The organism is Streptomyces sp. NPDC059649, assembly GCF_042734445.1.
GTDB lineage: Bacteria > Actinomycetota > Actinomycetes > Streptomycetales > Streptomycetaceae > Streptomyces.
In genome coordinates, this window is record NZ_JBHWDV010000006.1 from 13901 (window position 1) to 37331 (window position 23431).

General features: G+C 69.1%; 14 protein-coding genes. 7 read left to right on the forward strand and 7 right to left on the reverse strand.

Features of this window, described 5'->3' with window-relative positions; genetic code table 11:
* Positions 1-555: 555 nt before the first annotated feature.
* The 3 genes from ACFV1J_RS10790 (at position 556) to ACFV1J_RS10800 (ending at position 5214) form a co-directional block, all read left to right on the forward strand.
* Positions 556-969 carry a hypothetical protein gene (locus tag ACFV1J_RS10790; RefSeq protein ID WP_385856974.1) on the forward strand — a complete coding sequence of 138 codons (414 nt, stop codon included), beginning with the start codon at positions 556-558 and terminating at the stop codon, positions 967-969.
* Positions 966-4835 (forward strand): AAA domain-containing protein, encoded by a 3870-nt coding sequence (locus ACFV1J_RS10795; protein WP_385856975.1) that lies wholly within the window; start codon positions 966-968, stop codon positions 4833-4835. The genes ACFV1J_RS10790 and ACFV1J_RS10795 overlap by 4 nt, the downstream gene beginning before the upstream one ends.
* Positions 4836-5016: 181 nt before the next feature.
* Positions 5017-5214, forward strand: a complete 198-nt coding sequence (locus ACFV1J_RS10800) for a hypothetical protein (protein WP_385856976.1) — start codon at positions 5017-5019, stop codon at positions 5212-5214.
* A gap of 684 nt (positions 5215-5898) precedes the next feature.
* Here ACFV1J_RS10800 and ACFV1J_RS10805 read toward each other — a convergent pair.
* Complete coding sequence (locus tag ACFV1J_RS10805) at positions 5899-10662, reverse strand: DUF6531 domain-containing protein (protein WP_385856977.1); 4764 nt, start codon at positions 10660-10662, stop codon at positions 5899-5901.
* Between the two features lie 640 nt (positions 10663-11302).
* Between ACFV1J_RS10805 and ACFV1J_RS10810 the strand changes: the two genes are divergently transcribed.
* Together ACFV1J_RS10810 and ACFV1J_RS10815 are read left to right on the forward strand one after the other, a co-directional pair.
* The gene (locus ACFV1J_RS10810) at positions 11303-12001 is read left to right on the forward strand and encodes a hypothetical protein (protein WP_385856978.1); all 699 of its coding nucleotides are present in this window, start codon (positions 11303-11305) and stop codon (positions 11999-12001) included.
* A 242-nt stretch (positions 12002-12243) separates the two neighbouring features.
* On the forward strand, positions 12244-12744 hold the full coding sequence (locus ACFV1J_RS10815) for a hypothetical protein (RefSeq protein WP_385856979.1): 501 nt from the start codon (positions 12244-12246) through the stop codon (positions 12742-12744).
* Between the two features lie 704 nt (positions 12745-13448).
* On the opposite strand, the gene ACFV1J_RS10820 is transcribed toward ACFV1J_RS10815, so the two are convergent.
* The 3 genes from ACFV1J_RS10820 to ACFV1J_RS10830 form a co-directional block, all read right to left on the reverse strand.
* The gene (locus ACFV1J_RS10820) at positions 13449-14924 is read right to left on the reverse strand and encodes a class I SAM-dependent RNA methyltransferase (protein WP_385856980.1); all 1476 of its coding nucleotides are present in this window, start codon (positions 14922-14924) and stop codon (positions 13449-13451) included.
* A gap of 176 nt (positions 14925-15100) precedes the next feature.
* Entirely contained in the window at positions 15101-17152 is a 2052-nt protein-coding gene (locus tag ACFV1J_RS10825) for an APC family permease (protein ID WP_385856981.1), read from the reverse strand.
* 285 nt (positions 17153-17437) lie between these two features.
* Entirely contained in the window at positions 17438-19537 is a 2100-nt protein-coding gene (locus ACFV1J_RS10830) for an NAD-binding protein (RefSeq protein WP_385857089.1), read from the reverse strand.
* 330 nt (positions 19538-19867) lie between these two features.
* On the opposite strand from ACFV1J_RS10830, the gene ACFV1J_RS10835 reads away from it, so the two are divergent.
* The gene (locus ACFV1J_RS10835) at positions 19868-20536 is read left to right on the forward strand and encodes a potassium channel family protein (RefSeq protein ID WP_385856982.1); all 669 of its coding nucleotides are present in this window, start codon (positions 19868-19870) and stop codon (positions 20534-20536) included.
* Positions 20533-21210 (forward strand): TrkA family potassium uptake protein, encoded by a 678-nt coding sequence (locus tag ACFV1J_RS10840; protein WP_030412323.1) that lies wholly within the window; start codon positions 20533-20535, stop codon positions 21208-21210. The genes ACFV1J_RS10835 and ACFV1J_RS10840 overlap by 4 nt, the downstream gene beginning before the upstream one ends.
* A 145-nt stretch (positions 21211-21355) precedes the next feature.
* On the opposite strand, the gene ACFV1J_RS10845 is transcribed toward ACFV1J_RS10840, so the two are convergent.
* The 3 genes from ACFV1J_RS10845 to ACFV1J_RS10855 form a co-directional block, all read right to left on the reverse strand.
* Positions 21356-22198 carry a DUF3159 domain-containing protein gene (locus tag ACFV1J_RS10845; protein ID WP_385856983.1) on the reverse strand — a complete coding sequence of 281 codons (843 nt, stop codon included), beginning with the start codon at positions 22196-22198 and terminating at the stop codon, positions 21356-21358.
* A 3-nt stretch (positions 22199-22201) separates the two neighbouring features.
* Entirely contained in the window at positions 22202-22600 is a 399-nt protein-coding gene (locus ACFV1J_RS10850; RefSeq protein ID WP_078872252.1) for an OB-fold nucleic acid binding domain-containing protein, read from the reverse strand.
* Positions 22601-22697: 97 nt separating this feature from the next.
* On the reverse strand, positions 22698-23381 hold the full coding sequence (locus ACFV1J_RS10855; protein ID WP_360957556.1) for a response regulator: 684 nt from the start codon (positions 23379-23381) through the stop codon (positions 22698-22700).
* Positions 23382-23431 lie beyond the last annotated feature (50 nt).

The following is a 23431-nucleotide window of genomic DNA, read 5'->3' on the forward strand; positions in this document are numbered from 1 at the left end:
AAACCGACGCGGGAACGGTCACCCAAGGTCTTCTCGGCCAGTTCAGACAGCGTGTTTTCGACTCGGTACAGAGGTTGGCCTCGAGTACCTGCCGCCCCCTCCGACGCACAGTAGGGCATCGCGCAGGCGTCAGCACGACGATCGCCAAGTCATCGTTTCCTCCTCTGAAAGCGCCGGAGTCGAGCGACTGCACCGTCGTTTCCCCGCGCGTGCTTGTTGAACCCACCACACAGGGGTGGCATCGGCAGCCAGCCGCTGCTTGGTGATACGTCGGTCCTGCGCTCAGTCGTCCACCAGCCGACGTTGGTCACGTTGCCTGCGGGTCGTGGCGGTATGTCTCCGACCAGTTGTGCGCCGACACTCTGGTGGGCCGACCCTTCCGGGGTGACGACAGACCACTCGTCGGCGCGACCGGTACGACCGAGTGGACAGCCATGTGCGTTTCAGGCCATTGACCAGCGGGTTTCGGCTACGGCAGACCGACTGTCAGTGGCTAGCGATACCGTCGTCGGTCCGTGTGTGCAGCACACGAGGGATCCAAGGGGGACAGCACACGTGGGCACCACTCACACCGACACGGCCGCCGGGTATCGCATCAGCCTCATGGACGAGGATCCGTTGCGGGCCCGGCGAGAAGCCCGGGAACTCCTCGCAACCCTCGCCGAGGCCGATCCACGGGCCGCGCTCGACATCCCGCATCAGCACACCGTTGCCGACACGGACAAGGGAGGGCCGGTCACGGAACTGATCGGCCTGGTGTTCAGCGGCGGCTCCCTGGTCGCGGCCGGCATCCAGATCTGGTTGGCCCGCGTGCCGCAGCGGACCGTGGTCATCACGCGGCCCGACGGCACGACGCTCCGTGTCTCCGGCAGGGAGGTCCGCGCCAACGACCAGCTGATCGAGCGGTTCCTCAGCGGCAACAACAGCGGAGATGCGGATGCTGACGAGGACGGATCGGGCCAGGAGTGAGCGAGAACGACCGGTACGCCATGCTGATCGGCGTATCCACGTACGACAGCGACCGCTACCGTGATCTCCCGCCGGTCCGGGCTGATCTGCATTACATGCAGGCGGTGTTGGAGAGCACCGAAATCGGCATGTTCAACGACTGCGCCATGGTCCCCGATCCGACCCGGCCAGAAATGTTGTACGCCATCGAGGAGTTCCTGGAGGCGCGCCAGCCCAGTGAGACGGCCTTGCTCTACTTCAGCGGCCACGGGGAGTTCTGCGAGGCTGACGGTCAGCTGTACTTCCTCACGCGGGACGCCGACCCGGACGACCTGCCCGGAACGGCCGTCCCCGCCGAGTTTCTGGAGCGCATGCTCCAGTCCTGCCGGGCCTCATCGAAGGTCGTGCTGCTGGACTGCTGCTCCAGTGGATCAGTCGTTCAGGGCTGGACCGCCAAAGGCGTGGGAGACAGAGGTGAGTGCCCCACGCCAAGTACCCTGCTGCGGCCGACCGGCGTGTACTTCATCACTGCCTCCGACGCCCTCCAGGCCGCCTCGGCGATGGCCCCGGAGGGCTCCTCACTCGGCACCTCCCGTTTTACCGGTGAGATCGTGGAAGGCCTGCGCAGCGGGCGGATCAAGGACAGCGGCTGGATCACGCCGGACGACCTGTTCGAGTACCTGACCGCACAGATGGTGCGCAACGGTGTGCCCGAGGAGCAGCGTCCGACCAAGTCCACGATCCGCGCGACGCGCTCCCTGCCCCTGGCGCGCTCCGTGGCCCGATCCGTGAACCTTCCCGCCCCTCCTCGCGACATCTCTGCCAGGGCGGCGCTGGCCTCTCCCGTCCTGCTGAAGGCCCGACAGCTCGTCGGCCGGGACACCCAGGACGGCATCGACTGGCAGCGGCTCCTACGCTATTACACGCACTGCCTCAGCGCGCAGGCGGCATCGGGCATGACGCCCGACCGGGACAGCGGCCGGGGCTCGGCGTACTTCCTGCTGGGCCAGGGCTCGGAGACGATACAGTCCGGTCTCGGGTCCGGTCTGCCCGCCCCCGCGCAACTGCCCAGGCCCAAGAACAGCGGTGCACAGGTGGAGGGGGCAGGAACGCAGGAGTACTGGTACGGATTCCCGGCGGTCACGCTCCCGGAACGCACCGACGGCCGACGGCGCGCGACGGTACGGATTGCCCCGTTGCTGATCCAGCCGATGGAACTCGCGCCCGACGAAAACGGCCGGGATCTGCTCCGTCCGAGCGGGGTGCCGTCCTTGCACACCGGTGTGGTCACCGAGCTGCTTGCCGACGACGATGCCGCCGACCTCGTCTCCCACTGGCAGCCGACCTGGCAGGAGGGCAACGGCGCCCAGATGGTCAAGGCTGTACGGGAACTCCTGACAAGGCTCGGACTTCCCGAACTGGAGCCCCTCGACCTGTCCGCGCTCAGCGACCGCTCCGTCATGGGCTCGCTGCGACCGGGTGCGCACAATGCCGCCGTTCTCCTCGCGCCCACAGGCGTAGAACGCCTCGCGAACGAAGCTCTGGTGGACAACCTGATCCAAATCTCCGCCCGGACCGGACAGATCCCCGGCACCGCGCTGGGTGCGCTCCTCAACGGAGGAGACGACGGCGCTGATGCCCGTGGTCACGCGTCGCCAGTCGTGGTGGCTCCGGGGCCGTGCAACGAGAGCCAGGAGCAGGTGGTCGTTTCGGCGATGACGCGTCCGCTGACCGTCTCGACCGGCCCTCCGGGTACCGGGAAGAGCGAGGTCGTGACCGCGGTGGTCACCACGGCGGTCGCCGCCGGGCAGTCCGTGCTCGTCGCCTCCACGAACAACGAGGCCGTGAATGTCGTGGCCGAGCGCTGCGACGCGATCTCACCCGGTCTGCTCATGCGGACCGGGAACATCGCAGCCCTGGAACGCGAGGCCGCGAAACTGGAGCAGCTGCTCGCCCAGCCGGTCGAGAAGCCGGCTCGTGGCTCGGTGACCGTGACCGGTGACCTCCGCAACCGCCACGCCCGAGCCGCCACGCACCGGGCGGAAGCGGCCCAGCTGGTCGACGAGGAGGCACAGCTACTGCAGCTGGTGCGGGACCGGGCTCTTCGGGCAGAGGGGCTCGGGCTGCCAGTGGCGTTGCTCGAAGGGGCGTGGGCCGCGGGCCCAGCCGCGCTCGCGCGTTGGGAGGAACGGGCGCGGAAGGCCGCCACCGCCCGTTGGTTCGCCTTCGGCCGGTGGCGCAGAGGGCGCGCCCTGTCCGCCTTCGTCGCCTCGGTCGCGGAAGCCCCGCCGAGCCCCTGGCCAGCCTGGGCCACGGAGCGGCCCGTGTCGTCCGAACGCCTGCTCGAATTGACGGAGTCAACCGCCGTGGAGTGGAAGCTCCGGGATCTCCTACCGCAGCACCTGGGCCGGGACGAACTGGCTCTGAAGCAGGCGCGGTTGGCGAGCAGCGCCGACCTGTCGGAGGTGTCCGGCGAATTGGCCGAGGCCGTGGCTGCCGAGGCGATGGTCCGCGGACGTTCCCTGATGAGTCAGCGGCTCCAGGCACTGCGCCGGCGCTCCGGCTTCCAGAAGAGCCAGCGCAATCTGATGGCACACCTGAAGGGGTGGGCCATCAGCACACACTCGGTACGTCAGCTCGAACTCGTACCGAAACTCTTCGACCTTGTCGTGATCGACGAGGCGAGCCAGTGCTCGATCCCCTCGGTGTTGCCTCTGCTCTTCCGGGCCAAGCGGGCGCTGATCATCGGGGATCCCATGCAACTCGGGCACATCCCGGGAATCACGGCAGAACAGGAGAGGCAGGCACGGGTACGGGCCGGGCTGAGCGCGGCGCAGCTGGAGGACCACCGACTCACCTACCACGTGTACGCGTCGTACCATGCGGCCGCCCAGCATGGCGATGCGGCCCTGCTGCTCGACGAGCACTACCGGTGCCATCCACAGATCGCGGACCTCGTCAACCGCTATTGCTACACGGGGCAGTTGCAGGTGCTCACCGATGTCCGGGACCAGATCCCGGCGGTCGACCCTGTGGGAGCCGCCGACCCGGCCCCGGTGCTGGGGTGGGTGGATGTCCCGCACGGCGAATCCGCTCGGGGAAGTGGCGGGCAGTCCTGGCGCAACCCGGAAGAGGCTCGGCGGGTACGGGAATCCGTGAATGAGCTGCTCGCCCGGCTGCCCGAGGACGCAACGATCGGGGTGGTGACACCGTTCAAGGCTCAGAAGGAGGCTTTGGCCCGGGTGTGGGCGGATGATGACCGGGTGCGAGTCGGCACTGTGCACGCCTTCCAGGGTGGGCAGCGTGACGTCATGGTCCTGAGCCCGGTGGCCACCGACAACACTCCGCCGCGTACGACGCACTGGGTGGCGAGCCAGGTCAATCTATGGAACGTCGCGGTCACACGGGCCAAGTCGCAGCTGATCACAGTGGGCAGTCATGCCTTCTGGCAGGGCCAGGCGGGGCTGCCCGCGCTGCTCGCGGAACGGTCGGAGGTGCTGGGCGCGGGATCCTCCGTCGCCCACGACGCGGCATCGGGGACAGAGCCACAGACCGGGCTCCGCGAAGAGCTCACGGACCGGCTCCAGGCGTACCTCGGTGAACGCGGGTACACCGATCTCGAACGCTCGGCGGTAGTCGGCGGGCACACGGTGGACCTGCTGTTCACAACGGACGCGGGAAACACCGCGGTGCTCATCGACACAGGCCCGGACAACGGCCTCGATCCGGCCCGCCACCTACGGCTGAGTCACGCGCGCGGTGACCTGCTGACGGGGCTGCCGTCCGGCGGCTCCGGAGCGAAACCGGACACGGTGACCCGGACGGTCCGCATGCCGGCCTGGCGGATCATGGCTGGTAACGCGAGGGTGGAGCCGCTCCTCGTCTGAGTCTGTCGCGGAGCCGTAGAGCGTCCGAACGACGTACGTGACGAGGCTCTGACGACCACGACAGCGGGTGCACACTCCGCGGCCCCCGTGTGTGCGCCCCCTGCGTACTTGCATGCGCCGTCTACCTCGTCCGTACCTTCACGGCGTTCGTAAAGCGCCCGTAGGAGCCACGGGGGACTCATTGAAGGCTGCCAAGAAGGTCCTGCTGGATCTCGTCGAGTCGCCGAACATCTCCGTCCGCTCCAGCGAGGAGCTGGTCGGGAAAGTGGGACTGGCCATCGCGGCGGACGACAGGACGAGGAAGGAGAACGGGGACGAAGTCCTCCGCCGCAAGCAACGCCTCGCCCGGTCCCCCGCACCGAACTCAGCCGCCAGATAGAAGTGACCCTTTTGGGGGACCTGCACACGCTCGGCCGGGCAATGGCGCTGTCATGGCGGGGCGCAGGGCGGGGCTGGCCGACCACTGGGTGCGCTCAAGTACGACCAGGCTCTGCAAGGCGGTGTCGATTCCTTCCTGGGCCTGACCGATGAGGGCCGGCAGATCGCAGAACAGTACAAGAACCTGCAGTCCGGTGAGCTTGGCATCGGCTTCGCCCACACGCTCGCGAAGCAACTGCTGTGCCGGCGGTTCCCCAAGCATTCCGTCACGATCGTCCCCGCAGACACCGCACTGCGCGCACGCAGGCTGGGCCCTCACCGGCAGGGACAAGGGCCACAAGGCCAAGTATCGCTATCGCCCGCAGTACTTCGCGGAGGTCTGGTGTCCGGGCGACCGTCCCTCGTCATCCCCATAGCCAGCAAAGGCAACCACAGCAACGCTGCCATCTCAGCCGGCCAACTGGCTTCTGCGTCGGACCATGCCGAGGGGGTGCACATCGGCGAATGAGATGAGACCCCCAGTCTGTTGTTCATACCGAACTGCCCACGGCCGCCAGGTACACGGCGCGCTGGTCACTTCCACTCCAGCTGTAGTCGGCCTCGCAACGAGAGCGACGATCCGAGGGCAACAATCTAATCAGAGGTAGGCCAGGGGCTTTTGCGCATCGTGCTTCGACCCAGCGCCTCATTCAAGCGGCCAGATCTTGCGGCCGCCAGAGGTGATATCGCCCTCGACGTATCCGGCCTGGATCACCATGCCGTTGTGGATGTTCGTCCCGTCCAAGCTGAAGAGGGAATTTGAGCCATGCGGGCCTGGCGAACCTATGGAATTGTGATGGCCGATCTGGACCACGTTGCCGAATCTGTTGCCGACGACGGTCCCGCCTTCCGCCATCACCAAAGTGCCGTGCACGTTACCCTCGAGGAATCCACCCCGGACAACGGCATCACCGTGCACGTCGCCCACCCTGATCTCCCCGGGGCCGACGACTACGGGTGGGTCGCCGGTCCTGCCCTCACCTGGGGCGACTATTTTAAGTGGGGGAGGGTTTACCTCGGACGAGGCTTTCTTGCAGCCTTCGTCCGGCGCGAGACCGTGTGGGTCGATCCAGAGATGAGGATTGGCGACGTAGGCATTCGGGTTGGGGGCCGCTGCGAGACCGAGCGGGTCAGCGCTGGTATAGCGGGCGATCTCAGGGTCGTAGTAGCGGTGGAAGTTGTAGTACAGCCCGCTTTCCGAGTCGAAGTACTGGCCTGGGAAACGCAGTGGCGTGTATGCCCGTGCGTTCGCGGCCCAGCCGGTTGTGCCCCAGAGCGTGGTGGTGGCGCGCCATGCCGAGTTGCCTCGCTCGTCGATTAGTTCGGTCGGGGTGCCCACCAGGTCCGTCACGATGGCGTAGAAGCGGGCGTCGTACTCGTCCTGCGTGCGGGGCTTGCGCTCGAACTGGGTCAGGGGGCGGTAGCCCTCGTAGTCCCAGGTGAGGCTGACGCCGCTGGCGGAGTCGGTCTCCTCGGCCAGCTGGGTGCCGTCCCAGGTGAACAGAGTGTGTTCGGCGACGGTTTGGCGGTCCGGTGCCCACTTGTACTTCGCGGTGCGACGGCCCAGGGGATCGTAGGTGTACGTCCAGACTGTGCCGTCGGGGGTGGTGCAGGACGTGAGGCGGTCCTCTGCGTCGTACGTGTAGTGCCAGACGTCGGGGCGGCGGGACAGGCGGGTCTTTCGGCGGACGGTGGTGCGGCCCGCGGCGTCGTGGGTGTAGCGGATGGCGCCGGCGGCCTGGATGCGGGTGCCGACGTACGTCCGCTCGCCGCGTGCTGAGGCGTGGCCCGCGACGTCGGGCCAGGTGGCGGACGTCTGGTTGCCGGCTGTGTCGTAGGCGTAGGTCTCGGTCCAGTTGTGGGCAGAGACGGTGGTGATCCGGCCGGCGGTGTCGAGTTCGAAGCTGCGGGCACCGTTGAGGTGGTCGTCGATACTGGTGAGGTGGCCGTCGGCGCGGTACGTGTAGGCGCGGTGCTGGATGGTTTCGGCGGCTGAGGCGACGCGCTGGTCGGTGAGGCGGCCGAGGGTGTCGTAGTGGTTGGTGAAGGTGAGGTCGCCGAGGGCGCGGGACAGCTCTTGGCCGACTGCGTTGCGCGTGAACGTCAGAGCATGACCGGAGGCGTCGAGTCCGGTGCGACGGCCCGCCGCGTCGTAGGTCCATCGGCTCACAGCGCCAGTGGGGGTGGTGCGGGATATCCGGCGGCCCAGGGCGTCGTAGCCAAAGATGGTGGTGCGGCCGTTCACCGTCTCGGCGACGACCTGCCCGAACTCATCACGTGCGTAGGTGATCTGGCTATCCGGGGCGGTGATCTGGGCCAGATGCCCGGCGGCGTCGTAAGTGTAGGTGGTGAGTGCGCCGTCGACATCCTTGGTGAGGGTCCGGCCGAGGGCATCGCGCTGGAAGCGGATGGTGTGCCCCAGCGGGGTGGTACGGGAGGCAAGGCGCCCAGCCGCGTCGTGCGAATAGCTGTGGGTGCGGTTGTCGAAGTCCGTCTCAGAGATCAGGCGCCCAGCCTCGTCGTACTCATACCGCCAGGTCAGGCCCTGTGGGTTGATGACCTTCATGAGCTTGAGTTCGGTGTCGTGAATGAACTCGTGGCGGGCGCCATCCGGGTCAGTGAGCACCTTTAGCTGGTCGAAGTGGCCGTATTCAAACGTGGTGACCTGGCCCAGCACGTCGGTCTGGGAGGTGCAGTTGCCCTCACCGTCGTAGGTCCACGACTCCTGCGTGGAGTCCGGGTTGAGGCGGGCTGCGAGGCGCCCTTCGACGGTCCAGGTGTAGTGGGTGGTGTTGCCGAGCGGGTCCGTAACGGAGGTGGTACGGCCGAAGCGATCCCGATGGAAGGTCGTGACGGCGCCCAGCGGGTCGGTGACGGTGAAGGGGAGACCGGCCGCGTCGCACTCGATGCGGGTGATGTTGCCCAGCGAGTCGACTACCGAGGCGAGGTGGCCGCGTTCGTCGTGGGTGAAGCGGGTGGTTTGGCCGGCGGGGTTGGTGACAGCGATCCGGTTGCCCTTGGCGTCGTATTCCTGGTGGACGGTCCGTCCGTCTGGGCCGGTGATCTGAGACGGCAGGCCGAGGCCGGTGTAGGTGGCGGTGCTGGTGGAGCCGTCCGGGCGGACGATGGAGACGAGGTTCCCGAACTCGTCATAGGTCAGTTGGGTGGTGGCGCCCAGCGGATCAGTGGTCTGAATAGGACGGTCGTGTATGTCGTACGTGGTGCGCGTGGTGTTGCCGAGCGGGTCGGTGACCGCGATGACCTGGAGGCGCTCGTTGATGAGGTACCGCGTTGCGAAGCCTTCGCCGTTGATATGTGTGGTGAGTCGGTGCCCAGTCTCGGGGTCAATCTCACCGTAGGAGAAGCGGTTGGAGATGTGCCCTTCGGCGCCAGCCTGAGTGATGCAGCGGTGACGGTCGTCGTAGGTGTACTCGTAGCGGGAGTCGTTGGAGTCGACCCAGGCCGTCATGCGGTGCTCGGTGTCGTACTCGAACCGCGTCACAGCGCCAGTGGCGTTGGTGACGGTGGTGAGGTTGCCGTCCTCATCGTGACCGAAGGAGCGGATCAGCTGGTCCGAGCCATCGTCGGCAGCGCCGACCAGGTGCAGGGCGGTGAGGAGGCCGTGCTCGTCGCAGGTGACCTTGAGCTCGTAGCCGGCGCTGTGCCGGATGGCGTATGGGATGCCGGTCTCGTCGGCGTAGTCGAACGTGATCCGGTGGCCGTTGCGGTCCGTGATCTCATCGGGCAGGGCGACACCAGCGGTGTGCAGGGCCTCGCTGAAGTAACGGGTCTGGCCCGTCTCCGGGTCGTCGATGGCCCAGTCATTCTGGTCGGTACGCCTCAGGGGCCAGCGTGGACCGTTCTTTGGCAGGACCCGCTCGTCGGCCTGTGGGATGGCGTATCGCAGCAGCATCCCAGTCTCCGTGACGAAGACGACCTCTTCGGCGTCGATTTCCAGGCGTTGGTCGATGGTGGAGGACCAGGACGGCCCGAGGTGTCGTCCGATGCGGGTCGACGACTCGTACTTACGGGTGAAGAGCAGAGGCAGGGCACCGGGCAGGGTGATGTCGGTCTGGGAGAGGAACACTTTGCCGGTGGCCAGGTCGACCGGGTCCGTGCCGTCCGTGCACTTGCTTTCGTCCTTGCGGGTCTTGTCGTGCGGGTGGTCGGCATCAGCCTGCTTGGCGGCCTCGCTCTTCGAGAGCGCCGTGGAATGGGCGCCCTTCGAGTTCGGCGACTTGCCGACGCCACGGCCACCTGGGCCTGAGCCGCCAGCGTTGGGAGCCTTGGGATCGCCCTTGCCGTCCTTCCCAAGGCCCTTGAAGTGGTCAGCCAAGCCCTTGTCATTCTCGTGATGGTTCTTGGCCATCTGCTTGATGCCGCGGGTCATGTTGTCGTCGAGATGCTTGGCAGTCTTCTTGACGCCCTCCTCGATGCCTTCAACGACCTTGTCGAGCATCGTGTTGGCGGCATCCGCGATGAAGTCCTTGCCGCGGGTGCGGTTGTGGTGGCTCTTGGCTCGGCCGATCTTGCCCCCGGCCTTGTTGCGGAAGGTTCCGCCGGCGCTCTCCAGGCTGGTGACGACGCGGTCGTGTTCGTCCTTGTCGAAGCTGAATCCGCCACCGCCCGCCGAGCTGCTGCCGCCTCCGCCATGGCTACCGCCACCGGATCCGCCGAAGCCACCGCCGCCGCTCCGGCGGCCGCCGGCACTGAGGAGTTCCATGGGGTTGTCGGCGGCGGACTTGGCGGCGCCCTTGGCGTCCGCAACGCCCTGGCTGAAGCTGTCCTTTCCGGCCTTGGCGGCGTGACCGAGGTCGACACCGTCCTGCACACCGAGGGCGTTGGCACCGAGCTGCACGACGAGGTCCCCGACCATTGCGCCCAGCGCCTCCTCCACGGGCGTGAGCGCGATGCTGATTACCTGTTCGGTGACCTGCTGGCAGACCTCCTTGAACAGCCGCTTCACGATCATTCGGGTCGCCTGGGTCGCGCCCAGCGCGCCGACCTCGGAAAGTCCCAGGGTGAATGGGGCCGCCGCCTGCGCGGCGATGACCTCGGCGGCGAGGATGCCGAGCTGGACGAGTGCGGCGATCTTGGCGCCCTCGATGAGTAACGCGACCCCGTCCATCGCGGTGCCTGCCATGCGACCGCAGTCGGCCAGTCCCTTGAGATGCTGGCCGTTGATCTTCCCCCAATGGGCGTTGAGCGCCTCAACGGCCAGGGAACCGCCCGCCGACCCGACCAGACTCTGGATCGCGGTGTGGGCCTCGTTCGCGCCTTCGTCGATGTCGTCGGCGAACTCCCGCATGGCATTGGCCATTTCGCGATAGTCGTCCTCGTCCACATTCGGCCACGACACACCGATCAGATCGAGCAGCTCATCAGCCCAACCCGGCAGCACAACACCCATGGGAACATTCCCCCCGTAAAACCCTTGCCAGAAGATCAGACTATTCCAGCTGGGCGAACGGTTCCCCAAGTGCCCTATGAGTCGCATGTGATGACGAGGAGGCGAGGGTGACTCGCGCTCACTTATTGAGCGGCCTGGTAGCCAATCGCTGCCGTGTATCTCGGATACAGGGTCTCTGACCGTGGCGGCTTGCCTGTTGCCGCGGCAAGGCCGCTCCACGACGCCGCCTCAAGTACCGTCATCACACCGGACCTTCGTCCCTTCGCTGGTGCCTCGCCAAAGCGAGCCAGTACGAGCGAGCCGGCCACCGCGAGGGCGAAGCCCACGACGGCCAGGGGGTGTGATCGCCGAGCCAAGCGACACGACCAGGGCCAGCAGATGGTTTCACCGATGAACATGCCCGCCTTGGCTGCGCGACCGGGCCACGTTGGAAGTCGGAGGTCGGCAGGAGAAAGACCGCGCCGTCTCCGATGAGCAGAGCGCAGACGGTGAGGTTGGTGAGGACGGCGGGCGGCGAGTAGTCCTCGATCCGGCGGACGGACTGGCGCCAGGGACGCTTCGGGCTCTGGCCTGCCAACGGCCTGACCTGGCCCCAACCACAGATGTCCTGCCGCCCAGCAGAGCTGAGAGAATCGCGGGTATGACGAGCGAGGCTTCTGCGGGGACCCGACATCTGCTGACAAGAGAGCTTGCCGACGCCTCACACATCCAGGTTCACGCCCCCTACCTCGCCACCCGCCCGGCGCTTCTGGACGCACCGCAGCTCACCGAACCAGCACACGTGTGGTGCATGGCAAAGCTGCCCGACGACGTGTGGTGGCGATCGGCTGCGATCCACGAAGCCGCGCACGCCCTGATCGCCTGGGTCCTTGGGCTTGAGGTGAAGCGACTTTCCCTCGCTAGTGACCGGTCCATGCCGGAGGGAGGTGGTTGCTGGGTGGACGGAAAGGGCGACGCGCAGCACTACACGCTTGTGTGGCTGAGTGCTGGCCACGCCCAGGCCAACTGGCTGACGGCACACGGGTTCAACCACCCGGAGCTCCGCCGCTGCGTGCTGGAACACGGTGCCAGCGGCGATCAGCGGATCGTCGACGGTTACGCGGCTGCTGGCTTCGTCCTCGACCGCGACCAGGCGGTCACCGACGCGCTACAGGTACTCGCCGAGTCACGCCCCTCCGCCGCGCTCGACGCACTTGCCGATGTGCTGATCATCGAACGTGAGCTGGACACGCAGCGCATCGATGCGACAGTCCTCGCACAGCATGTCGTGCGGCCGCCGGCCTCGGCGGTGTGGATCCCCGGTCGGAGATTGCCGTTGGTGGCCGCCCCACAGCGGTGACCCGTGGGCGAGTGACTGAGGCGGATCGGTTCCATACCGTGCCCCTGGCTGCGTGGCCGCCCAACGAAGACTAGCCCCCGGTCGCTGCAAGAACTACGGGACGGCTTCGCAAGCGACGCTGCGGGACAAATCGAAGAGGACGGGACTTTCCTCGGCAGCTGCGAGACGGTTCGGTCGGCGCCCCGGAGCCACAAGAGATTCGCCGGTCGATGCCGCCATCTCGGACGGTGTAGCGTGCGGGCATGTCTCGGTTGCGTACGGTCCGACTGCCCGCCGATGTGCCGGTTTCCGCGATATCCGTCGAGGGCGACCAAAGCAACATCCGGCGTAACGAGGACGGCACGACCACTGTGGAGTACCGCGGGCTCCTGGTCATCGACGGCAGGCACATTCTCTCACCCGGACAGCTCCTGGCCCTGTGGAGCGGCCGGGCACTGGTCGAGTTGGAGCTAGGCGATACGACCCTGCGCCCGGACGATGACATGGCGGTCAGCGACAAGGCACGGCTGTCCGCCTACATGGTGGGTGCGGACACCGGGCGCAAGGTTCGGGAGCTGGGGCACCCGGATGCAAAGACCCTACCGGTGTTGCAGATGATGCGGGAGAAGACAGCCGCCGACGGCGCCGCCCAGGCACAGACCGCAGACCACCGGGCATATCTCACCGAGGTGGACAAGGTCTTTGAAGAGATGATCGACGCCTGGCAGCAGGCCATCGCACTGAAGTGGATGAACGACGACTGATGTAGCAGTCGGGCACGGTCAGAACGGCAGATCCATGCGTTGTGAGAGCGCATATCCCATACCCTCCAGGACTACTAGCCGTGGGTGATGCTGCAAGCCTCGTCATGCCGGGTTCCAGGCGGTCGTTTCGCAGGACGTGCCAGCGGGCAATGACTAAGGCTGCAGTACCTTCCTGAGCTGCCGTTGGTCGAGGTGTTCCGCGCGCTCATCCGTCGCCTTGGCAAAGACCACGATTCCACGATTCGCCCGCCGCCATCCTTGGTCGTCTGCGAGGCGACACAGCATCCTGACGGCCGAGCCAGTGATCCGCTGGGAGATCCAAGACGGCATCCACGAGGCGCTCCTGAATTGCTTACCCGCAGCGTAATCACCTATCGGCGGGGCCGGGCCGTCGTCCGCCGCCACACACCAGCCCAGCTCGATGCGGGGCCATCGCGAGACAGACGCGACGGAGCACGCAGTACGGCCCCCACACCATCCGTCTCGGTAGACTCCGCGACCGCCTCGCAGCTCCGAGCCAGCGCTCTCACTGACCGCACGAAAGCCACCCCTGCCGCTGGAGCAATCCGGCAACAGCGGCGGCTTCTTCACCGCACCCGGCGACGCATCAGGAAGGCTTCTGACATGCGTCAAACTTGCCTCGCTCGTGCGTCCAGGTATCGCCCGTAAAGCACCCGACGCCCATCACGCACACCACAGGCAGGTCAGCGCCCCTTGTCGGCCCGCTCCAGCACCACCACGCACTCCACATGATGCGTCATAGGAAACAGATCGAACGCCCGCATCCGCCGCGGCGCATACCCCACCTCCGCGAAGTACTTCAGGTCGCGGGCGAGGGCCGCCGGGTCGCAGGCTACGTAGGCGAGGCGGCGGGGGGTGAGGGAGGCGAGGTGGTGGACGGTGGATTTGCCGGCGCCGGCTCGGGGTGGGTCGAGGACCACGAGGTCGACGTCGGTGATGCCGGTGCGGGGGAGGATCGATTCGACCTTGCCGTGTTCGATGCGGACGCGGTCGAGGTCGGCGAGGTTGTGGCGGGCGTCCTCTACGGCGCGCTTGCCGGACTCGATGCCGAGGACCGCGCCCTTGTCGCCGACGCGTTCGGCGAGGGCTCCGGCGAACAGGCCGACGCCGCAGTAGAGGTCGAGGGCCATGTCGCCCTTCTTCGGCATCAGGCCCTGCATGACGGCGTCGACGAGGAGGTCGGCGGCCTTCGGGTGGACCTGCCAGAAGCCGCCGTTGCCGACCCGCCAGGTGCGGCCGGCGGCGCGTTCGCGGACGAAGGGGCGGCCGTGGACGCGGTGGACGCCCTTGTCCTTCTCGCCGACGCGCATCACGGAGACCGGCTTGTCGAGTTCGACGATCGGGAGGCGGCCGCCGGGGCGGGGGGTGAGGATGACCTGGCGGTCGTGGGAGCCGGTGGCGGCGATCGCCTCGACGGTGGCGATCTGGGGCCAGTCGCGCTGCTCGACGCCGAGTTCGGAAACGCCGGGGGCGGCGATCAGGCAGTGGGTGATGGGCTCGACGTCGTGTGAGCGGTGCTTGCGCAGGCCGGCGCGGCCCTCGGCGTCGACGGCGTACTGGACGCGGGTGCGCCAGGCGGGGACCTCGCCGGGGCCGACCTTGTCGCCGGGGGCGGGCTCGACGGTGCCGTCCCAGCCGGCCGCCTCGGGAGTCAGCCCGGCCAGCCGCATCAGCTGCTCGGCCACCACCTCGCCCTTGAGGCGGCGCTGGGCGCCGGGCTTGGCGTGCTGCCAGTCGCAGCCGCCGCAGCGGCCCGGGCCGGAGAAGGGGCAGGGGGCCTCGACGCGGTCCTTGGAAGGCTGGAGGATCCGTACGGCGTCGGCGCGGAGGAAGCGTGCGCCTTCCTCGCCCTCGGTGACCCGGGCGATCACGCGCTCGCCGGGGAGGGTGTGACGCACGAAGAGGACCTGGCCGGCTTCCGTACGGGCGATGCAGTGGCCGCCGTGGGCGACCGGGCCGATTTCGACCTCGTACTCCTCGCCGACCAGAGACTTCTCCTCGGCGATCAGGGACTTCTCCTCGGCGACCAGGGACTTCGCGGCGCCCGGCAGCGGCTGCTCCGTACCGGCCAGGGACTGCTCCTCGTCGGCCAGCGGCTTGTCCCCGCTGGTCAGAGACTGCTCCTCGCCGGCCAGTGGGTTCTTGGGTTCTTCCGGCATGGCGGGTGGGCTCCTGAGGTGGGGTACGACGTGACGACGACGGCCGGCCTCCGGAAGGAGGCCAGCCGTCAAGTCTACGTCCCGGTGTGCCGTGCCCGGTCCGCGCCCGGTCCCCTGCCCTGCCGGTCGTGCACGGCCCGCGGCCAGCTCCGGCCGCTACCCGTCGCACACCCCGTTCACTTCTTCGTGGCCGCCCGCTCCTTCTTCGGCTGGGCGACCGGGCCGCGGCGTACCGCGCCCGGGGCGTTCCACTCGGCGCGCTTGCGGGCGCGCAGCTTGGCGGCCTCGGAGGAGTCCAGCTGCCAGGGCACGGAGGTGACCATGACGCCGGGGGTGAACAGGAGGCGGCCCTTGAGGCGGAGGGCGCTCTGGTTGTGCAGGAGGTGCTCGTACCAGTGGCCGACGACGTACTCGGGGATGTAGACGGAGACGGCGTCGCGCGGGCTCTCCCGGCGGAGGGACTTCACGTAGTCGATGATCGGGCGGGTGATCTCGCGGTAGGGCGAGGCCAGGACCTTCAGCGGCACCTCGATGCCGCGGCGCTCCCACTCCTCCCGCAGCGCCTTGGTGTCGGCCTGGTCGACGTCCACGCTGACCGCTTCGAGGGTGTCGGTGCGCATCAGCTTGGCGTAGTTCAGGGCCCGCAGGGTGGGCTTGTGGACCTTGGAGACCAGGACGAGGGAGTGCACGCGGGAGGGGCGGGCCACGTCGTCGTCGAGGGTGTCCTCGGCGGCGATCTCGTCGGCGACCCGGTCGTAGTGGCGGCGGATCGCGGTCATGGTGGCGAAGAAGATGACCATGCCGAGCAGGGCCACCCAGGCGCCGTGGGTGAACTTCGTCAGGAGGACGACGACGAGGACGAGCCCGGTGAAGAAGGCACCGAAGGCGTTGATCGCGCGGGAGCGGTGCATCCGGTTGCGCTTGGCCGGGTCCTTCTCGGTCAGCAGGTGGCGGTTCCAGTGGCGGACCATGCCGGTCTGGCTAAGCGTGAAGGAGACGAAGACGCCGACGATGTAGAGCTGGATCAGGCGGGTGGAGTCCGCGCCGTAGAGGTAGACGAGGACCGCGGCGGCGCCGGCCAGCAGCACGATGCCGTTGGAGAAGGCGAGCCGGTCCCCGCGGGTGTGCAGCTGGCGCGGCAGGTAGCGGTCCTGGGCCAGGATCGAGCCGAGCAGCGGGAAGCCGTTGTAGGCGGTGTTGGCGGCCAGGAACAGGACCAGCGCGGTGGCGGCGGCCAGGACGACGAAGAGGAAGCTGCCCTTGCCGAAGACCGCCTCGGCGACCTGGGAGATCACCGGGTTCTGGGTGTAGCCGGAGCCCAGCGGCCGGCCGTTGTTGAGCAGGTCGGTGGCCGGGTTCTCGGCCATCCTGACCTTCGTCGTCATGGCCAGCGCGATGATGCCGCAGAACATGGTGACGGCCAGGCCGCCCATGAGGGCCAGCGTCGTGGCGGCGTTCTTCGACTTGGGCTTGCGGAAGGCCGGGACGCCGTTGGAGATCGCCTCGACACCGGTGAGCGCGGCACAACCGGAGGAGAAGGCGCGCAGCAGCAGGAAGATCAGCGCGAAGCCGGCCAGACCGCCCTGTTCGGCGTGGATGGTGTAGTCGGCGGTGGGGGCCTTCATCGTGTCGCCCATGACCACGGAGCGGATGACGCCCCAGATGATCATGATGAAGACGCCGGCCACGAAGACGTACGTCGGGATCGCGAAGAGCTTGCCGGACTCCTTGACCCCGCGCAGGTTCATCAGCGTCAGCAGGAAGATGACGGCGATCGCGCAGAGCGTTTTGTGCTCGACGACGAACGGGATCGCGGAACCCAGGTTCTCGATCCCGGACGAGATGGACACCGCGACGGTCAGGACGTAGTCGACGAGCAGGGCGCTGGCGACGGTGAGTCCCGCCTTGGCGCCGAGGTTGGTGGTGGCGACCTCGTAGTCACCACCGCCGCTCGGGTAGGCGTGCACGTTCTGCCGGTACGACGCGACGACGGTGAACATCAGCACCACGACCGCGACCGCGATCCAGGGGCTGAAGCTGTAGGCCGACACTCCCGCGACGGACAGGACGAGCAGCACCTCGCCCGGCGCGTAGGCAACGGAGGAGAGCGGGTCGGAGGCGAAGACGGGGAGTGCGATGCGCTTGGGGAGCAGGGTCTCCCCGAGCCGGTCGCTGCGCAGTGCGCGCCCGATCAAGATCCGTTTGGGCACGTCGGTCAGTTTGGACACGCAGAGGATGCTAAGGCTTGGTCAAGCCCCCTGCCCACCCGCCACCCGCACGGGGGAGCAACCCGCCGTGGCGCGGGCCACACCCGCCCAGGTCGGGAGCGGTCCCGAGGCCCGTGCCTGCACAGGATCCGCACGTCGCACGCACAGCACGCGCGCCGGGAGCGGGGCGCGACCGGACTTTCGTGGCATTCGTCACGTGGGGCGGGGCGGGCGTCGGAACGCTCGCCCCGCCCCTCGGTCCTGCCCGCCTTCGTCCCGTCTTCGTCCGTCTTCGTCCCGCCTTCGTCACGCCGGGCCGCTCGCCCCTCCCCCGGTGCGTGCCGTCGCCGCCGGTCCGGGGCCGGACGGCCGGGAGCGGCGGGAGTGCAGGGCGCCCAGGCCCTGGCGGGTGGCGACCAGCAGCACCCGGTCCTGGGGCCGCAGGACGTAGCCGTCGCCCAGCTCGTGGGCCAGATGGGCCGGCGCGCGCTCGGCGGCCGGCGGCGCGGCGGCGGCTGCCGGGGCGTCCGGGTCCGGTTCGTCGGGCGCCGAGGTGTCGACCGCCAGCACCCGCAGCCGGCCGGGCCGCCGGACCTCGCCGACCGTACGGCCCTCCAGCGCGGCGTGGCCGCGGACCTCGACCCGGGCGACCAGCAGCACCCGGCGCTCGACCGGGATCGCCCCCAGGATCTGCCGCCCCATCATCGCGCCGGCGAAGGCGGGGGCGGCCAGGAAGGAGACGCTGCGGCTGCGGGTCAGCGCCCGGGGGTGCGCGGCGCGCAGGGTGCGGTAGACGGCGGTGGCGAAGCGGTCGTCGAACAGCCGGAGGGTCACCCGCAGCTGCGGGGTGACCGAACGGGCGTAGAGGGCGGCCTCCAGGTTCGTGGTGTCCTCGCTGGTCAGCGCGAGCAGACCGGACGCCCGCCCGATCATCGCGGCCTCCAGGACCCCTTCGTGAGTGACGTCGCCCAGGACCGTCGGCACCCGCAGCCGCCGGGCCAGTGCGAGTCCCCGCGCCTCCGGGTCCGCCTCGATGCACACCACGGGGATGCCCATCTCGTGCAGCCGGGCCAGCACCCGGGTGCCGACCTTGCCGAGGCCCAGCAGCACCACGTGGCCCGACAGTCCGCGCGGCGGGCGGCGCAGTGCCGAGGCGCTGCGGAACGTGCCCAGCCCCTCGAACGCCGCGGCGACCAGCACCGGCAGCAGCAACAGACCGGTCAGCCCGGAGAGCAGTTGGAGGATCTTGCGGGGCAGCGACGCACCGATCGCCGGGTCGTTGATCGCGAAGAGGTCCAGCAAGGTGAGGTAGGTGGCGTGCAGCGGGGCCTCGCCGGTGGTGAGCCAGGAGGCGACGGCCAGGGCCAGCACCGCGCCGACCAGGCCGGCCAGCGACCAGCGCAGCCGCCGGGAGAACAGCGAGGCCAGCGGGGCACCCCGGCCACGCAGGCCGCGACGGCGCACCGGCCGCCCCGCGTCCGTACCCGGGTAGGGGTCGGTGTAGGAGACGGTCTCCAGGACGATGCGGGCCCGGCCGGTGGCGGCCACGGCCACCTCGTCGTCCGGCAGCAGCACCGCCCCCTCGTCCGCCAACACGCCCGAACTCGCCGGAGCCGCAAGGGAGTTGGCGGCAACGGGTGAACGGGGGACGGTAGCGGCACCGGAGGTGCCGGCCGCGCCCAAGTCGGTGGCGGAGGCGGGGAGCACCGCCAGCGTGCACAGCTCCGGGTCCCCGGCCCGGCCGGGCCGCACCGGTGTGCGTTCCACGGCCCGCAGCAGCAGCCCGTCCGCCTCGATGACCTTGCTGGTTCCGGCGACCGCGGTGGCGACCAGCGCGGGGGCCACGGTGTCCGCGTCGGACAGTACGGTCGTCGAGGCATCGACCCCGGCCGCGCCGTCCACGGCCCCGGCGGACCCGTCCCCGCCTGCACCCAGGGCGGCGACCGCGGCGGCCTGGTCGAGCAGCTCCTCCAGGTGCTGGCCGAGCTTGCGGTTGTAGAGGCGGATGACCAGCCGCAGACGGGGATTGAGCCGGCGGGCCCGCAGCGCGGCATGGATGTTGAGCTCATCGTCGTCGTAGACCAGGGCCAGCGCCTCCGCCCCGGCGATGTCCGCCTCGGTGAGCGCCACGTCGTCCGGCTGCGCCGCCTCCAGGATCCGCAGCGGCTCGGGCGGCGGCTCGGTGCCCTCTCCGGGTGGCTCCGGGGGCAGCGCGGTCCGGGTCATGGCCGCCGACACCCGGCCGAGCAGCGCACCGGCCCGGCCCAGCGGGCTGGCCGGCGGCGGGATACCGGGACGGTGCGGCTCGCGGGCGGAGGGGGTCACCAGCGTCACCCGTTCGCCGTAGACGTCCCGGAGCTCGGCGGCGAGCCGGTGGGCGAGCGCATCATCGCCGCAGACCACCATGTGCGGGGCAGGAGAGCCCTGTTGGGGCTGGAGAGGCAGGTTGGGCACATCTCGTAGCGTGCCTCACGGGCGGCGGGCGGCGCAGCCCGGCGCGGAAGACCGTCGCACCGCCTCGCCGATCCGCCTCCGACTGCTGCCGACCGCGCCCCCTCCAGGAGCCGCTCTTGCGGCTACGGTTGTACCGGACCACCGGTGCGACCAGCGCGCCCGTTGCCGCACCCGGTCCGTATCGCGAGCTGTGGCTTCGTGTCGCCGGTACTGGGAGAAGGAAGTAGTGAGCAGGGTGTTTGTGCAGGTCAGCGCGCTAGTACAGGGCACGGGGTAATCAGCATGCACATCGTCATCATGGGGTGCGGGCGGGTCGGATCCGCGCTCGCACAGACCCTGGAGAGCCAGGGTCACACCATCGCGGTGGTCGATCAGGACCCCACCGCCTTCCGCCGCCTGGGCTCGTCCTTCGGCGGCCGCCGGGTGACCGGCGTCGGCTTCGACCAGGACACCCTGCGCGAGGCCGGCATCGAGGAGGCGGGTGCCTTCGCGGCCGTCTCCAGCGGTGACAACTCCAACATCATCGCCGCCCGGGTGGCCCGCGAGATGTTCGGTGTCGAGAACGTCGCGGCCCGGATCTACGACCCGCGCCGCGCCGAGGTCTACCAGCGGCTGGGCATCCCCACCGTCGCCACCGTCCGCTGGACTGCCGACCAGATGCTGCGCCGGCTGCTGCCGTCGGGCGCCGAGCCGCTGTGGCGGGACCCCAGCGGCGCTGTCCAGCTCGCCGAGGTGCACACCGCCCCGGCCTGGGTCGGCCACAAGATCAGCAAGCTGCAGGAGGAGACCGGCGTACGCGTCGCCTTCCTCACCCGGCTGGGCGAGGCGATGCTGCCGACTTCCCAGACGGTGCTGCAGGAAGGCGACCTGGTGCACGTCATGATGCGCTCCGACGAGGTCGAGAAGGTCGAGGCGGCATTCGCCACGGGTCCCGAGGAGGCGCACGCATGAGGGTCGCAATTGCGGGCGCGGGCGCGGTGGGTCGGTCCATCGCGGGCGAGCTCCTGGAGAACGGGCACGAGATCCTGCTCATCGACAAGGCGCCGACCGCCATCTCGGTCGAGCGGGTGCCGCTCGCGGAGTGGCTGCTGGCCGACGCCTGTGAGATCACCTCGCTCGACGAGGCGGCGCTGCAGCGCTGCAACGTCGTCATCGCGGCGACCGGCGACGACAAGGTCAACCTCGTCGTCTCGCTGCTCGCCAAGACCGAGTACGGCGTGCCGCGGGTGGTCGCCCGGGTGAACAACCCGAAGAACGAGTGGCTGTTCAACGAGTCCTGGGGCGTCGATGTCGCGGTCTCCACGCCGCGTCTGATGTCCGCCCTGGTCGAGGAGGCGGTCAGCGTCGGCGACCTGGTCCGGCTGCTGCGCTTCAGCCACGGCGACGCCAACCTCGTCGAGCTGACGCTGCCCCCGGAGGCGGCACTGGCCGGCACCCGGGTCGGCGATGTGGCATGGCCCGAGGACACCTCCCTGGTCACGATCATCCGCGGCACGCGGGTGCTCACGCCCAACAAGGAGGACGTGCTGGAGGCGGGCGACGAGCTGCTGTTCGTCGCGGCGCAGTCCCGCGAGGAGCAGCTGGAGGACCTGCTGTCGGTCCGGCGCGAGGACGCGGCGGGCTGACGGGTCGCCGCGGTCGTAGGCCCGGCGCACGGCACGAACGCACATATGACGAGGGCGCCCCCGGGGATCTCCGGGGGCGCCCTCGTCAGTCATGTGTGCGGCTGCGACTCGCGGCGTTGGGCGCTACGAGTCGCTGCGGTGGGCGCTAGGAGTCGCGGCGGTGGCGGCCCGCCGTTGCCCCGCCGCCGTCCTTCGCCAGTGCCGCCTTGCGTTCCTTCTCCGCCTTCTCCGCCTCTTCCGCGGCTTCCATCTCGGCGAACACGTCGATCGGCGGTGGCGCCTTCACCAGGAAGACCCAGGTCAGATAGACCGCGAGCAGGAACGGCGGGATCTTCAGCGCGATCAGCACCCAGCCGAGCTGGGTGGTGTCCGCCCACCAGTACAGCGGGAAGAGGATCGCGCACTTGCCGAGCAGGATCAGCCCCCAGGCCCAGCTGGCCTTGGCGTACGCCTTCTTCCGGCCGGGGTTACGGGTGCGCCAGGAGAGGTTCTCCTTGAAGACCGGGCCCAGGATCAGACCGATCAGCGGCACCCCGGCGAGCGTCGTGACCATGTAGGCCACGGCCAGGCCGAGGGTGTAGAGCATGCCGGGCAGGTAGAAGTCCTTGGCATTGCCGGTCATCATCGCGAAGACCACGCCGAAGGCGACACCGAAGACACCGCCGAAGGCGTGCTTGACGGTGTCCTTGCGGACCAGGCGGACGGCCGCCAGCACCAGCGAGACGGCCAGCGCGGCGATCGCGGAGATGTGCAGGTCCTTGTTGACCGTGAAGATCGCGACGAACAGCAGGCCGGGGAGAACCGTCTCCACCAGGCCCCGCACACCGCCGAACGCCTCGAACAGCGCCGCCTCGGTCACCTCCCGGCCGGCACCGCTGTCGTCCGGCGGCGCGGCGGGGGCGGGACCGGCGCCGGGGGTGGCACCGGCAGCGGCGTGCGGGTCGGCAGCGGCGTGGGGGTCGGTGGTCGGTCGGTCGTAAGACGTCACCGGCTACTCCTGTCCGAGCGGTCGGAGTTCGTACTTCGGATTGAAGAGCACCCGGCGTCCATGACTCAGCGAGATCCGGCCCGAGGCGATGAGCTTACGGCCCGGCTCTATCCCGACGATGGAGCGGCGGCCCAGCCACACCACGTCGAGCGCGGCGGAGCCGTCGAACAGCTCCGCCTCCAGCGCGGGCACACCGGCGCGGGGCCGCAGCGTGACATGCCGCAGGGTGCCGGTGACCTTCACTATCTGGCGGTCGTCGCAGTCGCAGATGCGGGTGCAGCCCGCGTCCTCCGCGTCCTGCTGCAACTCGGCGGACTGCAGCTCCTCCTCGGAGGAGGACAGCCTGTCGAGCATCCGGCGGAAGCGACCGGCCGGCTTCTCGGATCGGGTCCCAGCACTCATGAAGCCAGCGTACCGGTGCCCGGGTCCGCGGATCACGGTGTCCACAGGGCGGCCCCGCCCCGCCGTCACCACCCGGCCCCGGCCCCCGCCCCCACCCTCACTGCTCGAAGCGGTACCCCATCCCCGGCTCGGTGATGAAGTGTTTCGGGTGCGAGGGGTCGCTCTCCAGCTTGCGGCGGAGCTGGGCCATGTAGACCCGGAGGTAGTTCGTCTCGGTGCCGTAGGACGGGCCCCAGACCTCCTGGAGCAGCTGCTTCTGGCTGACCAGCCGGCCGGCGTTGCGGACCAGGACCTCCAGGAGGTGCCATTCGGTGGGGGTCAGCCGGATGTCCCGGCCGTCGCGGTTGACCTTCTTCGCGGCGAGGTCGACGGTGAAGCCCTCGGTCTCCACGACGACGGCGGTGTCGGCCGGCCCGGTCGGCTCGGCCCGGCGCACCGCCGCCCGCAGCCGGGCCAGCAGCTCGTCCATGCCGAACGGCTTGGTGACGTAGTCGTCCGCGCCCGCGTCCAGCGCCTCCACCTTCTCGTCGGAGGTCTGCCGGGCGGAGAGCACCAGGATCGGCACCCGGGTCCAGCCCCGCAGCCCCTTGATCACTTCGACGCCGTCCATGTCGGGCAGGCCGAGGTCCAGGACGATGACGTCGGGGTGGCGGGCGGCGGCGAGCTTGAGGGCGGTGGCCCCGTCGGGGGCGGCGTCGACCTCGTACTTGCGCGCCTTCAGGTTGATCACGAGGGCGCGGACGATCTGCGGCTCGTCATCGACCACAAGCACCCGGTTCACTGGCGATCTCCTCGTGGTGTGGTGTCGTGTCCCGGTGGGGCGGGGTCGGT